This window comes from Arthrobacter sp. WCS2018Hpa-7, assembly GCF_031843805.1.
Taxonomy (GTDB): Bacteria; Actinomycetota; Actinomycetes; order Actinomycetales; family Micrococcaceae; genus Arthrobacter.
In genome coordinates this window covers 345,207-359,184 of the sequence record NZ_JAVTJB010000001.1, presented here as the reverse complement: position 1 = coordinate 359,184, position 13,978 = coordinate 345,207, and the positions used below count along the sequence as shown (strand labels likewise).

Annotated in this window: 15 protein-coding genes; 5 read left to right on the top strand and 10 right to left on the bottom strand. The window is 64.0% G+C overall.

Going from position 1 to position 13,978, the window contains the following annotated elements:
* Positions 1-42: 42 nt before the first annotated feature.
* Together RQH14_RS01725 and RQH14_RS01720 are read left to right on the top strand one after the other, a co-directional pair.
* On the top strand, positions 43-801 hold the full coding sequence (locus RQH14_RS01725) for a class I SAM-dependent methyltransferase (protein ID WP_311211612.1): 759 nt from the start codon (positions 43-45) through the stop codon (positions 799-801).
* 109 nt (positions 802-910) lie between these two features.
* A complete protein-coding gene (locus RQH14_RS01720; protein ID WP_311211611.1) occupies positions 911-1,246 on the top strand; it encodes a hypothetical protein in 336 nt (111 codons plus the stop codon).
* A 43-nt stretch (positions 1,247-1,289) separates the two neighbouring features.
* Here the strand turns inward: RQH14_RS01720 and RQH14_RS01715 are convergent, their stop codons facing one another.
* Both RQH14_RS01715 and RQH14_RS01710 read right to left on the bottom strand, forming a co-directional pair.
* Positions 1,290-2,768, bottom strand: coding sequence for an HNH endonuclease (locus RQH14_RS01715; RefSeq protein WP_311211610.1), 1,479 nt, complete (start codon positions 2,766-2,768; stop codon positions 1,290-1,292).
* A 134-nt stretch (positions 2,769-2,902) separates the two neighbouring features.
* Complete coding sequence (locus RQH14_RS01710; protein ID WP_311211609.1) at positions 2,903-3,721, bottom strand: tryptophan-rich sensory protein; 819 nt, start codon at positions 3,719-3,721, stop codon at positions 2,903-2,905.
* A gap of 113 nt (positions 3,722-3,834) precedes the next feature.
* On the opposite strand from RQH14_RS01710, the gene RQH14_RS01705 reads away from it, so the two are divergent.
* Positions 3,835-4,383, top strand: a complete 549-nt coding sequence (locus RQH14_RS01705; protein ID WP_311211608.1) for a MarR family transcriptional regulator — start codon at positions 3,835-3,837, stop codon at positions 4,381-4,383.
* On the opposite strand, the gene RQH14_RS01700 is transcribed toward RQH14_RS01705, so the two are convergent.
* Genes RQH14_RS01700 through idi form a run of 6 tightly spaced genes read right to left on the bottom strand, consistent with a single transcriptional unit; the run spans position 4,378 to position 10,177 of the window.
* Positions 4,378-5,607 (bottom strand): prenyltransferase, encoded by a 1,230-nt coding sequence (locus tag RQH14_RS01700; RefSeq protein ID WP_311211607.1) that lies wholly within the window; start codon positions 5,605-5,607, stop codon positions 4,378-4,380. The two genes, RQH14_RS01705 and RQH14_RS01700, sit on opposite strands and share 6 nt — an antisense overlap.
* Positions 5,604-5,960, bottom strand: coding sequence for a lycopene cyclase domain-containing protein (locus tag RQH14_RS01695; RefSeq protein ID WP_311211606.1), 357 nt, complete (start codon positions 5,958-5,960; stop codon positions 5,604-5,606). The genes RQH14_RS01700 and RQH14_RS01695 overlap by 4 nt, the downstream gene beginning before the upstream one ends.
* Positions 5,960-7,612 (bottom strand): phytoene desaturase family protein, encoded by a 1,653-nt coding sequence (crtI, locus tag RQH14_RS01690; RefSeq protein WP_311211605.1) that lies wholly within the window; start codon positions 7,610-7,612, stop codon positions 5,960-5,962. Before crtI ends, RQH14_RS01695 begins: the two co-directional genes overlap by 1 nt.
* On the bottom strand, positions 7,609-8,529 hold the full coding sequence (locus RQH14_RS01685; RefSeq protein ID WP_311211604.1) for a squalene/phytoene synthase family protein: 921 nt from the start codon (positions 8,527-8,529) through the stop codon (positions 7,609-7,611). The genes crtI and RQH14_RS01685 overlap by 4 nt, the downstream gene beginning before the upstream one ends.
* Complete coding sequence (locus RQH14_RS01680) at positions 8,526-9,626, bottom strand: polyprenyl synthetase family protein (RefSeq protein WP_311211603.1); 1,101 nt, start codon at positions 9,624-9,626, stop codon at positions 8,526-8,528. The genes RQH14_RS01685 and RQH14_RS01680 overlap by 4 nt, the downstream gene beginning before the upstream one ends.
* A complete protein-coding gene (gene idi / locus RQH14_RS01675; protein ID WP_311211602.1) occupies positions 9,623-10,177 on the bottom strand; it encodes an isopentenyl-diphosphate Delta-isomerase in 555 nt (184 codons plus the stop codon). The genes RQH14_RS01680 and idi overlap by 4 nt, the downstream gene beginning before the upstream one ends.
* 104 nt (positions 10,178-10,281) lie before the next feature.
* On the opposite strand from idi, the gene RQH14_RS01670 reads away from it, so the two are divergent.
* Positions 10,282-10,890, top strand: a complete 609-nt coding sequence (locus RQH14_RS01670; RefSeq protein WP_311211601.1) for a MarR family transcriptional regulator — start codon at positions 10,282-10,284, stop codon at positions 10,888-10,890.
* Here the strand turns inward: RQH14_RS01670 and RQH14_RS01665 are convergent.
* Entirely contained in the window at positions 10,887-11,705 is an 819-nt protein-coding gene (locus RQH14_RS01665) for a CPBP family intramembrane glutamic endopeptidase (RefSeq protein ID WP_311211600.1), read from the bottom strand. The two genes, RQH14_RS01670 and RQH14_RS01665, sit on opposite strands and share 4 nt — an antisense overlap.
* Positions 11,706-11,876: 171 nt before the next feature.
* On the opposite strand from RQH14_RS01665, the gene RQH14_RS01660 reads away from it, so the two are divergent.
* On the top strand, positions 11,877-12,998 hold the full coding sequence (locus RQH14_RS01660; RefSeq protein ID WP_311211599.1) for an EAL domain-containing protein: 1,122 nt from the start codon (positions 11,877-11,879) through the stop codon (positions 12,996-12,998).
* Between the two features lie 90 nt (positions 12,999-13,088).
* Here the strand turns inward: RQH14_RS01660 and RQH14_RS01655 are convergent, their stop codons facing one another.
* Positions 13,089-13,970 (bottom strand): SGNH/GDSL hydrolase family protein, encoded by an 882-nt coding sequence (locus RQH14_RS01655; RefSeq protein ID WP_311211598.1) that lies wholly within the window; start codon positions 13,968-13,970, stop codon positions 13,089-13,091.
* Positions 13,971-13,978: the final 8 nt, after the last annotated feature.

Here is a 13,978-nt window from a genome sequence, read left to right as displayed (position 1 = left end):
CGCCTCTTCAACTCCCTGGCCGTCGGCTGCAATAGTGGCAGGATGATCAACCAGCAACAGCTCTGGGACCACGACGCAGCGGAGCAGTATGACACCCCCGGGGTGGGGATGTTCTCACCTGATGTGCTTGGCCCCACTGTGGAGGTCTTGTCGGAACTCGCGTCGGGAGGTCCCGCCGTCGAGTTTGCGATCGGAACCGGACGCGTGGCCATCCCGCTCCTTGAAGCCGGTGTGCCAGTCAGCGGCATTGAGCTGTCCCATGCCATGATCGCCCGCCTGCGTGAAAAGGTGGGGGAGGACCGGATTCCCGTGGTCCAGGGCGATATGTCCCAGGTTTCAACAGGTTCCCATTACACGCTGGCATTTCTGGTGTTCAACACCATCGCCAACCTCCTGACCCAGGACGAACAAGTCCGGTGCTTCCAGAACGCTGCCCGCCACCTGGCTCCCGGCGGCCGCTTCGTCGTCGAGCTCTGGGTACCGCAACTGCGTTCACTGCCGCCCGGGCATGGCGGAACAGTGGAGGTGAGCCAGCCCGGATACCTCTTGGTGGACACCTATGACGTGCTCCGCCAACACGTTATCTCGCACCATGTGCAGTTCGGCCCCGACGTTGAGGATGGGCGCGAAGCGCGGATCGGGCGGACACCACACCGGTACATCTGGCCGAGTGAACTCGACCTCATGGCACGCATTGCTGGATTCGAGCTGGAACACAGGTGGGCCGACTGGGACCGCAGCGAATTCACCGCTGAGTCCCGCAGCCACGTGTCGGTATATCGGCTCACGAACGCCAGATGACCTGAATAAGTAGCGGGACAGCTGATAGGGGTAGAGCCGGTCACCACCCGGCCCAGAGAGCCGTCGTACGAAAAGCTCGGCTCTGCTGGTCGATTGCTAGGCTGGACTCATGACCCGTCGACTTGCAGTCCTGTCCGCCGTCCCCGTCCTGCTGCTGCTCGTAGGCTGCGGAGCCGTGGAGGAAGCCGCCGGAAACGCTGCAAGTGAGGCCGCATCAAAGGTCGCCACCGCCGCTGCCGACGAAATGACCAAGCAAATCTGCGCCGTTGTCCAGGATGGCTTGGTGGGCGTCGAAGACAAGCAGGTACTCGCTGGCCTGGTGACGGCCGCCGATGCCGCAGGCGTCCCCTCCGATATCACTACGCCCCTCCGCCAGATCGCCGACGCAGGTGACCAAGTACCAGCCGAGTCCGTTCAAGCATTGAAGGATGCTTGCCCCGCATAGCAGCTGTTGCGACGCGGGTGTGGACTATGGGCGCCACTGTGGATTACGTCTGCCGGGCCTGCTGCAGTTGTGGCTCCCGGGGACGTTCAGTTGCGGGTGGCCTGACTGGCGGCGCGGGTGACGTAGCGTCCTCGTGCCCAGGCAGACGTGGCGGTTTGGACCGGTAGATGTGCCCGGTAGGGGTTCGGACTTCCATGGTGTGCGTTTGGCCATGCGGCACACTGGCGCTCCAACCAGGGATTTCCTTGGTGTGATTGCATGCCTCGCATAGCCCCGCGCCGTTGTTGAGGGTGGTGGTCCCGCCGTTGTGCCATGGGACCACGTGGTCGAGATGCCTGACAGGCGCATCGCAATACGGGGTTCGGCAGGTGTCGTCCCGGGTCTCGATGAAGCGACGTAATCGCTGGGGGAAGATCCTCGCTTTGGAGTCCATGGTCAGGAGTTCGCCGCTTCCCGGAGCGGTGTAAAGCCGCCGGATCATCACCCGGAATTCTTGGTGCTCCTTGGTTTCCGCATCTTGTTGGCTCGGGCTCCTAGCCGTGGAATTGGCGGGCGATGCATGCGCAGGCTCGGTGGGCCCGTCGGCCAAGAGAACTCTGGCCCATTCAGCGGGGACGATTCCGTATCCCTGGATTCGGGCCGGTTCGCTGTCGCCTTGGAAGAGCGTGCGGTCGGTCATGACGAGTTGGAGGTCGACCCCTGCGACCCCGCCAGGTGTTCCAGTGAGCCGTTCTACCAAGGTGTCGGCCATGATCTGTCCACGGTTTCGGCCGTCGCTGGTCGAGCGGGCTGAATCTGCGTGCCGGCTAAGGGCAGCGTAGGCGGCGACACCCTGAGCCACGGGAAGCAGAGCGGTGAGGATTGTCATGGTGTCCGGAGCCGGGCGAAGACTGACCCTGCGTTCTGCGGCCGCGTGACTGGCCCGCTGGGCCGCCGAGCGTGGATCGCGCCGGTAGGCTGCGGCCTTCGCGGCCGCGATGATTATCCTGTCCCCGGACCCGTCGAACGTGCCCGTGTCAGGTGCCAGCTCTTCATCAACGGCGGCGCGGTCTTCAACGCTGAGGCACGCAGTTTCCTTGACCAGCAGGGTGGCACGCCATTCGTTGAGCTGACCTGTTTCGAGGGCGACCATGGTGTGCGGCATCTCGGTGACAAGCGCCCTCGCAAGTCCGAGCAGCCGGGATCCACGGTTCGGCGATTCGCGCCGCGCGAGGGCCACCTGAGCGGCGACACCGCGGCCTTGCTCTGCCGTGGGAACACCTGCTTCGGCCTGCTCCCGGCGCTGAGCCAGATCCAACGCGACAGCGGCCCTGGCCTGACGGGCAGTGATCGCGGATTTCAGGTCTTCCAAGGCGCGAATCTCATTGACCAGCCCGCTACTGCTGGTGCTCGCGGGCAAGGAACCAATAACGGCTGCGAGGCCCGCCAACGTAGAACCGGGCGGAGCCGACTCCCAGGGCATCGAGGGATCGGCCGGTAAGGGCATCGCCTTGCCCGCCTGACTGGTCCGAATCTGCTCCATGTCCCAACTCTTCCAGTCGGGAGAATCGGATATCAGGCCTCATTTCGCCTATGTGGAAAACCGCGCAAAGTACCGGCATCGTTGGGGTGAGACGAGCTAGCGGGACGGAGGGCCCGCGATGCCGCACCGCAGGGTTACCGGCCCCCGGAAGCCCCGGAAGCCCCGGCCCCAGCCAGCACCACCCGTGCCCGCACCGCGATCGCTGCGCCGAGAACCAGCGCTGCAGCGACAGCCGCCGCAACCGCCGTCGGAAATGACTCGGGTGAATCGGCGCTGCGGCCAACAGTGATCCACGCCAGACCCCACGCGATGGCGGCTGCGAGGGCGAGGCGGCCGTGTCCCTTGATGGCCAGAGCGATGCCCACAACGGCCACCACTACCAGCACAGCCACTGACCAGACTTCGGGCCGCAACCCCAAGCCTGAGAAGCCGGAGGCCTTCAAAGCGGCGGCGATGTTGGCGCACACGGCCACGCTGGTCCAGCCAAGGTACAGACCTAACGTTCCGTCCACCACAACGGCCTCAACCCACGAGGCGGCACGACTCTGGCTGTACCGCAGGAACGCCAGGACAAGGGTCGCCAGCAGGGCCAGGATCACCAGCACGCTGACAAAGAGCCACCCTGCCTGGACGGACAAGATCCACGCGGCGTTCAGGACCATGGACACGGCCACGATCCAGCCGAGGGAGCGCTGCCGCGGATTGGTCCGCTGGGACGGTAACCACTGCCACGCCGTGTAGGCAACCAGTCCGGCGTACACCACAGACCAGATGGAGAAGGCCGGGGTTGCGGGGGCGAGGAGCGTGGAGTCGGCGGCCAGTGCACCGCTCGCCGCCTGGGCGATCGGGGTTCCGCCGAAGACTCCGACGCCGATCATCGAGCCAACGATGCAGATCACCAAGCTCACGGTGACCGTGATCTGCCGCAAAAGATCCGGGTTTTGAGTTTTCATCTGCTGAGCCTCTTTCCTGGGCTGGATGTGCGGTGTCATGCATTTCATGAGGTCCGTGACTTACTATCAAATTGCTAGCAAGACAAGCTTTACGTTTATCAAAGGAACATTGGATGGACTCGGAAGGCCACGCAAAGGGCTATTGGTACGGCAAAGATCCAGGTCAGAAGGCCATTGCGATCGATGTGCTGAATGCCCTGCGGGATTACCGCGCCTCCGAGCAGGCGATGCGCCGCCGGACCCGCTCGTCCATGGGAATGGGTGAGAAGGATCTGCTGGCCCTCCGGTATCTGTTCGAAGCCGAGGCCTCGGGCACGGTGATGAAGCCGAAGGATCTTGGCGACAAATTGGGGATAACGTCGGCGTCCATGACCACCCTGATCGACCGTTTGGTGGAGTCCGGCCATATTCGGCGTGAACCCCATCCGACGGACCGGCGTGCCCTGATCCTGAAGGCGACGCCGGGCTCGGACCAGGAAGTACGGCACACCTTGGGCGGAATGCACCGACGGATGCTGGATGCGGCGTGCGCCTTGAACCCGGACGAGTCGCAAATTGTGGTGAACTTCCTGCAGCACATGCGGGAGGCTTTGGACACCATCGATGAAGAGCCTGGAGATCCAGAAGAGGCTGACCACGCTGGGAAACCAACCCTGTCATGACGTGAGGCTCCACTGCAGGATAAAGATGAGCGTCACCAGGAATCCTGACCCATAGTTGAGCCAGATAAACCGCCGCCACGCCACATTGGTGCGTGCCGCCGTCGTATCCGTCACGTTCCACCACGGCGCGCAGTTGGCGACATACGGGATGGCGATGATTGCCGCGAGCGGCCCGGGCCACGGCGTGGCGAGCATCGCGAGTCCGGCAACAAGCCAGAGCACGACGGCGAGCCTCACCGTCCGGCGGGCACCGAACACTGTTGCTATGGAGCCGATGCCGGCCTGCCGGTCGGGTTCGATGTCCTGGACGGCGCCAAAGGCGTGCGCTGCCATGCCCCAGAGGAAGAAGGCCGCCAGCAGGATCACCAGGCCGGGCGTCACCTCCGCACCGGCCAGCGCCAACCCGACGACGGCGGGACTGACGAAGTGCGTACTGGACGTCAACGAGTCCAAGACCGGGCGTTCCTTGAAGCGAAGCCCCGCGACGGAGTAAGCCACCACAGCGAAGGCGCTCACGGTCAGGCTGATCCATGCGGCAGGTCCGCCCGCAAACGCCAGCACCAGCAGGAACGGCACATTGGTGATGGCCGCGAGCCACAGCATGGGGCGGTGCAGATGGGGTTGGAGGAGCGCGCCCTCCATGCCGCCCTTGCGGGGGTTCTTCAGGTCGGATTCGTAATCGAAGACGTCGTTGATCCCGTACATGGCCAGGTTGTAAGGGATGAGGAAGTAGAAGGTGCCCACCACCAGGACCCAGTCGATCTCGCGGGTAGTGAGCAGCATTGCCGCTGCGAACGGGTAGGCGGTGTTGATCCAACTGACGGGGCGGGACGCGAGGACGGCTTGCGGGACCAAGCTTTTGAGAGGGGCGGGGCCCTTGAGTGTTGCAGGACCTTTGGTGCTGGGGTTGGATTCCCGTTTGCGCGTCAGCCACAGCCACAACCCGGGAAGCGCCACGACACCTGCCAAGGGGTACGCAAAGTCCTCGATCGGGGCGAGCCCTGCTTTGATGCCGAGGATATGCGAAGGGTCGTAGTGGAAGAGTTCCATCCCGATCATGACGGAGTCGAACACCGCGGTCAGGACAGCCAGCGCGGCAAAAGCGAGGCCCACAGCTTTCCAGTGCTTGCCCGCCTCCCCGGGATGGGCGCCGTGCCGGGCGAAGACCACGCCGGCGATCACTGCTGCGGCGATGAACGCGAGCGCGAGCCACAAGTACGTCATGCGTTCTCCCGCTCCCGCTGATTCCCACTGCGAGCGGCCGTGCTCCAGCCGAGCAGCCGCCGGGCGCCCGTGTAGAGGACCATGGTGCACAACACCAGGAAAAGCAGGAAGACGGGTTCCTCGATGGGCAGCTCCGGGCCAATCAGCAGTCCCGTGGCGATGGTGCCTTCACCTCGGAGGAAGATTCCCCAACCGATCCCGGCCAGGTCCCAGGCGAGAAGGAACAGGACCCCGACGGCGGTGACCACCGCCGCTGCTTTAGCGTCGCGCCAGAAGAACAACCGGAAGCGGTGGTCGAGCAGGAGCATGCAGATGATGCCCAGCAGCAACGACACCAAGTAGAGAACACCCATCAGCCAATCCTGCTAGCTACGGGCCTCACAGTGGTAGGGCCGGCACTGTGATCGCCGCGGATTCGTTTCAAGACCAGCTCGGCACTGATGAGGCACATGGGCACTCCTACACCGGGGGCTGTGGTGGCGCCGGCGTAGTAGAGGCCTTGCACACGCTTTGAGGCATTCTGTGCCCTGAACATGGCACTCTGGCCCAGCGTATGCGCCGGCCCCAGCATGCCGCCGCGCCAGGAGTTGTACTCCTCAGCGAAGTCGGCGGGTCCGATGGTGTTCCTGACCACCACGCGGTCGCGGAGGTCCGGGATGTTGGCCCACTGGGCGATCTGGTCGATGGCAGCATCGGCGGTCCGCTCGATGAGGACATCGCCGCTGCCGTCGGGGCCGCCTGCTCCAAGCTGCGGATCGGCCGGGACGGGAACCAGGACAAAGAGATTCTCGTGCCCTTGTGGGGCAACCCCGGTGTCGGTGGCGCTGGGTTTGCAGACATAGATGGAAGCAGGGTCCGGAATGCTGGTCTCCGCACCAAAGATGGCTGCGAAATTCGCCTCCCAATCCCTGGTGAAGAACAAGGAATGGTGGGGAAGTTCCGGCAGGGAACCTTTGACGCCCAACATCACCAGGACGGCGCCGGGTCCGCTGGTGCGGCTCTGCCAGTACTTGTTGTTGTAGCTCCGGTCCCTGACGCCCAGCAGTTGGGTTTCGGTGTGGTGCAGATCGGCGCCGGAGACCACCAGATCCGCAACGCTGTAGTGCTCCGTGCCCGAGGTGTCCCGCCACTTGACCCCGGTGACTTCGCGGCCATCCTTCCCGGACAGGGCAGGAGGGAGTTTGACGCCATCGAAGCGGCCCACCTTCCTGGTCCGGGGTGCCTCGCGGGTGGTGATCTTCAAGGCTTCGGCACCGGTATGGATCCTGACGCCGGCATCCACCGCCAGTGACTCAAGCCGCCTCACGAGCTCCCAGAATCCGCCGATCGGATACTGGACGCCGTCGCCCAGGTCCAGGGCACTCATCAAGTGGTACATGGCGGGAGCATCGGAAGGATTGGTGCCAAGGAACACCGCCGGGTATCCCAGGACCTGCCGGAGCACGGGGTGCTGGAACCGTTGGGACACGTACTTGTCCAGCGGTGTCAGGAGCAGTTGCGCGAGTTTGGGCAGGCTCCGCAGTACTTCCGGATGAAGCAGCCCTTGCAGCCTGGTGAACGGGTTGTAGAGGAAGAACCGCTCAGCCATGTCCGTGGTGTGACGCGCGGACGCGAGATAGGAGGTGAGTTCCCTGGCGCTGCCGGGCTCCACGCCCTCGAAGGTTTCCAGAACCTGGTCGCTGCCCAGCGGGACTGTCAGCGGGTCCGGCCGTACGCCGTCGTGGTTTGGCTCGCTGAAGATGCGGTACGCCGGACTGAGCGTCCGCAGGTCCAGCTGTTCCGCCGCGCTGGTGCCGAGCAGCTTGAAGAAGTGGTCGAAGACGCCGGGCATCAGGTACCAGGAAGGACCGGTATCCCAGCGGAAGCCGTCCCGTTCCAAGCTGCCGGCGCGGCCACCCACCCGGTCGCGCTGCTCCAGGAGTTGGACCTCGTGGCCTTCGTGGGCAAGGAGTGCGGCGGTGGCAAGCCCAGCAATGCCACCGCCGATCACTACAGTCCGCGTCATCGGTGCAGCTCCATCCAGGTTGAGGCGACGGCGCGTGCGGCGAGACCGGCTTTCACGGCGTCAGGTACACGGACCCTTGAGCGATACAGCTCGTCCACCGTGGTCTGTTCGATCCTGTCCGTGAGGGCCTGGAACAGCGCCAACGCGCTCCGGACAGCGGCCCTGGCATCGCGGGGCAGCATCGGAATGACGGCGTTGGCGTCGGCCAGCTGGGCCCGGACGGTCATGACCCATTCCACCCGGTCATGCTCCTCGAGGTGGTCCGAGGTGCCGAGGTAGTTGCGGCCCAACCGGGAGGTATCGTCCGCCAGGTCGCGGAGGAAGTTGATGTTCTGGAAAGCAGCGCCCAACCTGCTGGCGCCGTATTGCAAAGCTGCGGCGTCGCCGTCGTCGATGTTTTCATCCCGCATGAAGACGCGCAGGCACATCAGCCCCACCACCTCAGCGGAACCATGCACGTAGCCGTCGTGGGCATCCGCGTCGAATCGGAGTGGAGCCGGCTGCTGCGCAGAAGTGCCTGCTGACGTGCGCTCGCCGAGGTCCGTCCGCATGGAAGCGAAGAAGGGATCGATGAGGGTCTCATCAATCCCCGCCGTCCTGGCAGTCTGGGCAAAGGCATGAATAATGAGATCGCTGCTGTAGCCGAGCTTGACCGCGCGGTGGGTTTCATCGATGAAGTGTGCCAGGGCGTCGCACTGTTCCTGGTAGCTGAGGCCGGCTTCCGCGGTGACGCCATCCACGAGCTCGTCCGCCACCCGCACCAGGGCGTAGATATTGCGGACGTGCTGGCGGTGCCGGGACCCCAGCAGCCGGCAGGCGAGGCCGAAGGACGTGGAATAGGCGGCGATGACCTGGTTGGCGGCCCGCTCGGCCGTCCGGGTGAAATGGGTGAAAGAGGTATCGGTGGCGACGCTCATGATTGCCGTCCTTCCAGCTGCCCTGCAAGGTCAAGCAGTACGTTGCGTGCTTCCAACGGAATGGTGCTTGTGAGCTGATGGTTGAAGGCCGCCATCCGTTCCTCGATGAGGCTCTGGACAAATGCTTCTGCTCCGCACTCGGTGAGGTGGCGGCGGACGTGCTCGCCTTCCTCGCCGTTGAGTCCGGGCCTGCCGAAGAGGGGCGCGATGTGCGGCCACGTGCTGGTGGTCCGCGCGTGGGCGATGATGGCGGTTTCCTTGCCTTCGCGCAGGTCCGAAAAAGGATCCTTGCCGTGGCGGCGCGGATCCCCGAACGTGGACAGGAGGTCGTCCTGGAGCTGGAAGGCCAGGCCAAGATGCCGGCCGGCGGTTGCCAGTGCAGTCTCGACGGCGAAGTCCGCGCCGGCCAGCGCTGCGGCGGCGCGCAGCGGCAATTCGAAGGTATAGGTGGCGGTTTTGTACCCACACATCACCAGGATGGTCTCGAGGTCCGGGGCAATGACGCCGTCCCCCAGCCCCACGTCCAGTTGTTCGCCGGCCACCGTCTCGTTGATGGTGTGTTCCAGCAGGTCCAGAAGGCGGAGCCGTAGTTCGTGGGGGAGATCCGCGCGGGCGAATGCTTGGTGGGTTGCTGCGAGCAGCATGTCGCCCATCAGGATTCCGCCGGTCTGGGCCCAATGCAGGCCGCCGTCCGGACGGGGGATCTCGCCGGCTTCTGCGAGGAGTGAGCCGATGAGGTTGGGATGCCCGCGGCGGACGAGGTCGCCGTCGATCACGTCATCATGCAGCAGGAAAGCGTAGTGGAGGAGTTCAATGGCGGCGGCGATGCTGATGGCTGTTTCGCGTTGGCCAGGGCCTTCTTGTTCCGGCCGTGATGAGCCGCGTTGCAGGAGGGCGTCGTACGTTTCCATGAGCAGCAAGGGTCGGACAAACTTGCCGCCCAGCACGTTCTGGCCGGCCAGGCCCCACAGCCTGGCGAAGTTGGGGCCGTAGGCGGTTGCCGCGCTGGCCCTCTTGCCGATCAGCCCGGTCAGCTCGTTTTCGATGGCGCCGCAGAGGTCGGTGCGGCTTCGGAGGGATCCGGAGGTGACGGTCATGATGTGGCTCCCTCGTGTAAGGGCAATGCCCGTGCTTCAAGGAGTTGGGGGAACTGCAGGCCGAGCCAGGGGCTGAAAGCGGACGGCGTGTGTGCCAAGGCGTCCTCGAGCAGGGCCGGGGAGATCCAGGCCCAGTCAGCAACCTCGGCTGGATTCGGCTGCAGGGGGCCGCTGATCCGGGCCATGAACACCGGGCAGACCTCATTTTCGACGATGCCCGTGGGGTCCACCGCCCTGTAGCGGAAGTCCGGGAGGACCAGTTCGATCCTCTTGGCGTCCACCCCGAGTTCGAACTGCGCGCGTCGCATTACAGCGTCCTCGAACTCCTCGCCTGGTGCCGGGTGGCCGCAGAAACTGTTGGTCCACACTCCCGGCCAGGTCTTCTTTTCAGGTGAGCGGCGGGTCAGGAGGACCTCACCGGCGTCGTTGAGCAAATAGCAGGAGAAGGCTAAATGAAGGGGCGTGTCCAGTGTGTGCACTCCCGCTTTTGCGGTCTCCCCGATGGGTGCTCCGGCGTCGTCCAGGAGGACCACCATCTCTGTCGCGTTCATCCTGCGCCTACCTCCTACACCCGGTGCCTTAGAGAAACTTGAATATTGCTAGACAAGCTAGAAGAAAGGCTACCATGTAGGAAGTTAGGTGTAACATACTCAACATGTCCAGTTCTGAAGAGATTCCTGAAGAAGCCGGGACCCCGGTTTCCTCCGGTATTTATCATCTGGACGCCAACGATCCCCATGAAGAACTAGTGGACCGATCCGGTCTTTCCGACGACGACGTGCAGCAGATCAGTAACATCATGGCTGCACTGGCACGGCTGCGCGAGGCGGAACAACGGCTGGCCGATGCCTCCTTGAGGTACATGAAGCTCAACCAATCAGACATGCGTGCCCTGCACTATTTGATTGTCTGCGCCAACCATGGCGTCATTGCCACCCCCGGTGCAATTGCTTCCCGCCTTAACATCTCGACGGCGTCAACCACCAAGCTGCTCGACCGGCTGGAACGCGCGGGTCATGTCACCCGACGCGCCCACCCTTCCGACCGCAGGGCGCTCGCGATCGCCATCACCCCCGAAACGCACGAGGCCGCGATGCGGACGGTGGGACGGCAGCAAGCCAAGCGGTTCCTGGCGGCAGCCAGGCTCACTCCTGATGAACGGGACACCGTAATGCGCTTCCTGGATGACATGGCGCAGGAGATCGAGGTCTCCGAAGAGGTGTGGGCAGGTTCTGCGGGCTCCTCTGCAGCGGATCAGCGCTAGTACAGGAAGATCGGCAGCCAATCCCGGTTGTGGGCGTGGACCAGTGCCAGGAACAACACGAAGTCGAAGAGCAGGTGCACGGACACCACGTAGGTGAACGACTTGGTCAGTTTGAAGGTGTACCCCTGCAGCAAGGCGAACGGGAACGTCAGCAAAGGACCCCAGGACTGATATCCGATTTCCCACAGGAATGAGGAGAAGACCACGGCTTGCAGGAGGTTGGCCAGCCAGTCCGGGAAGTGTTGCCGCAGCAGAGTGAACGTGGTGCAAATGAAGAACAGTTCGTCCCAGATTCCTACGGCATTAACGCCCAGGAAGAGCCGCCAGAAGATGTCGGGGTCGGAGGCGTCGGGCCAGTTTTGGTAGACGCCGGTGCTGATCAGGTAGACCGGCAGGATGAAATAGCCCAACGCAACGACGCCTATCAAGTACAGCTTCGCTGCCAGAGGCCATTTTCGGCCTGTGTTGACGGGGAACTTGATGATGTCTTCCCGATACACAAAGCGGGAGACCAGCCACGGCACCAGCACTGCCAGCGCGAGCGCCCCACCCATGATGGCCATGTGCTCCGTGCTGAGGTCCGCGTTGAGCGGTACCAGACTGAAGATGGTCATGCCTGCCGCGATCAGCGCGAGGTGCCTCATCAGCCGGCTGTCAATAAAAGCGGCGGTGACAACACTGGCCAGCAGCAAGCCGTAGCCCAGCAGTTCATTTCCCACCGCAAAGAGGGGAATGCCGGACAGGGAAAGCAGCGCCGCCGGTACCAGTTTCCAGCTGATCGCTGTTCGGGGTGCTTCCGTTGAAAGGGACGTCACCCCCTAAGCATCTCAGGCCGGCAGCCGGCCGACACGGTTTGGGCGCCCGGAAAAGCACATCGGCACAACGGTGAAGTGTTCTTCTGTATTATTCGTGACAGGGCCCACAGATGGGTCGGTCGAGTTGTTGTCTGGCTTTGCCAGCGGGGGATACATATAAAGGAATAGCCGATGGCTCAAGAAGAGGGCTCTCTTTCACCGGATGGCGGTGCGGATGCCGCACGCCAGGATGGCACCAACGCGTCACCGCGCGCTGAAACGTCAGCGCCTGCTGAGGCGACCCTGCGCGAGCAAGTGAAGGACATCATCGAATCCATCCTTGCCGATACCGAGCCGCGCAGCGAAGCCGCCAGAGCCAAGCTCGGTGCGTTGTTGGAGGCGCATCCCGAGGACCCTCAGCGCGCCCTGTTGGAGCACCTGCAGGAAACCCGCAAAGATGCCGCTCCGGCATCCGCAGTGCCGGTTCACCTCGAATCCGCCAGCGTGCACCTCGAATCCGTTGACGCAGCGCGGACCGTGTCGGTTCCCGTCAGCCACGAAGTCCGGGAAGGAATCCAGTCCGTCCTGGCGGACAAACTCCTGCTGACGGCCTTCCAGCCCGTCCATGCACTGCCCACCGGCGAGGTCGTAGGCGTTGAAGCGCTCACCCGGTTCGTGGGTGAAGACGGCGCCGGCGCCGATGTCTGGTTCAGCGAGGCTGCTGCCGCAGGGTTGGGAACCGAGTTGGAGATCGCTGCCCTCCACTGCGCTCTCACCGCGGCGCACGACGTCCCGGAAACCATGTCCGTTGCCCTTAACCTCACCCCCGTAACTTCCAGCGACCCCAGGGTCCGGAACCTGCTGGCCGCTGCGGCACTCGCGCCGGACCGGATCATTGTTGAACTCACTGGCAGCCTGGCCGACGTTGGAGGCCAAACCGGCCGCGACGGACTCGGACCCCTGCGCGCTTTGGGTTTGCGGCTTGCCATCAGCGCCTCCGGGGCGGCGTTGGTAGCCTTGGAGCGGGTGGAGCAACTGCGCCCGGACATCATCAAGCTGGACCGCCACCTGATTGAAGGCATCGAAAGCAGCGAAGGCCAAAGGATCCGGGCAAGGGCGATCGTTGAGCTCGCCAGGGAGATCGGGGCCGAAGTCATTGCGGTAGGCATTGAGACGGCCGAAGAACTCGAGGAAGTCACGGCGCTGCAGATCACCGCAGCCCAGGGATACCTCCTCGGACGCCCCTCGGTTCACCCGCTGGACTGGTCGGCGTGGAGCATCCGCGCACAAACAGAAGCCCAGCCTGCCGGCTGACAGCTGTCTCATGCTCGACGGCGGCCCTCACCCCTTAAGGTGAGGGCCGCCGTCGTTCTTGACGGGTCCGTTCTCCGTCGGCTCCGTGACCTAGTCGGCCATGTGCCGCGGATCGTTGCCCACGAAGGTTCCGGGAAGCATTCCGGCGCCGAAGACGGGGCCCGGTTCCGGCCGCTTGGGGTGCCTGACGTCGTCGTCGTTCCGCTGGGTCAGGCGACGCACCACCCAGGGGAAGAGATGATGGCGTGCCCACACAATGTCGCCTGCCCGGGCCTCCCGCCAGCTGCGCTCGGGCAGGGGTTTGGGCGTTAACGGCTCAAGGAAATGTGGAACGTTGAGAGTGTTGAGGACCATGATGGCGATGGTGTGCTGGCCCAACGGCGAAAAATGGAGCCGGTCAGGATCCCACATCCGGGGATCGGTGAGCTGGCGCAAACCCCAGAGATCGGCCACCACGGCGCCATGGCGGGCCGCCACTACCCGGATGTTCTCGTTGTAGATGGCCACCTTGCCACGTGCCAACCCCAGCACCGGGGTGGCGCCCCAGTCCGGCCCGGTGAACAGCAGGATGGTGGCACCGGTGGAGGCCAGCGTTTCCACGCCGGTGTCCAGTTCGAGGGCCAATCTATCGGGATCGCTCCGGTGAAAGAGCAGGTCGTTGCCGCCCGCATTGAGCGTGATCAGATCTGGTTTGAGGTCCAGTGCCGGGCCCACTTGCTCCTCCATGATTTCATGGAGCAACCGTCCACTGATGGCCAGGTTGGCGTAGGCGAAATCCTCGTGGCCGGTGCTTAGCTCTTCCGCAACCCGGTCTGCCCAGCCTCGGAGACCGCCGGGGCTCCGTGGCTCGGGATCGCCCAAACCTTCGGTGAAGGAGTCGCCCAAGGCCACATAACGGCTCCACGGGTGCAGGCCGGCCCCGAAGCTACCGGAACCACCCTGCCCCCATCCGTTGGCACTTTGGGCGTTCATCTCCCCAT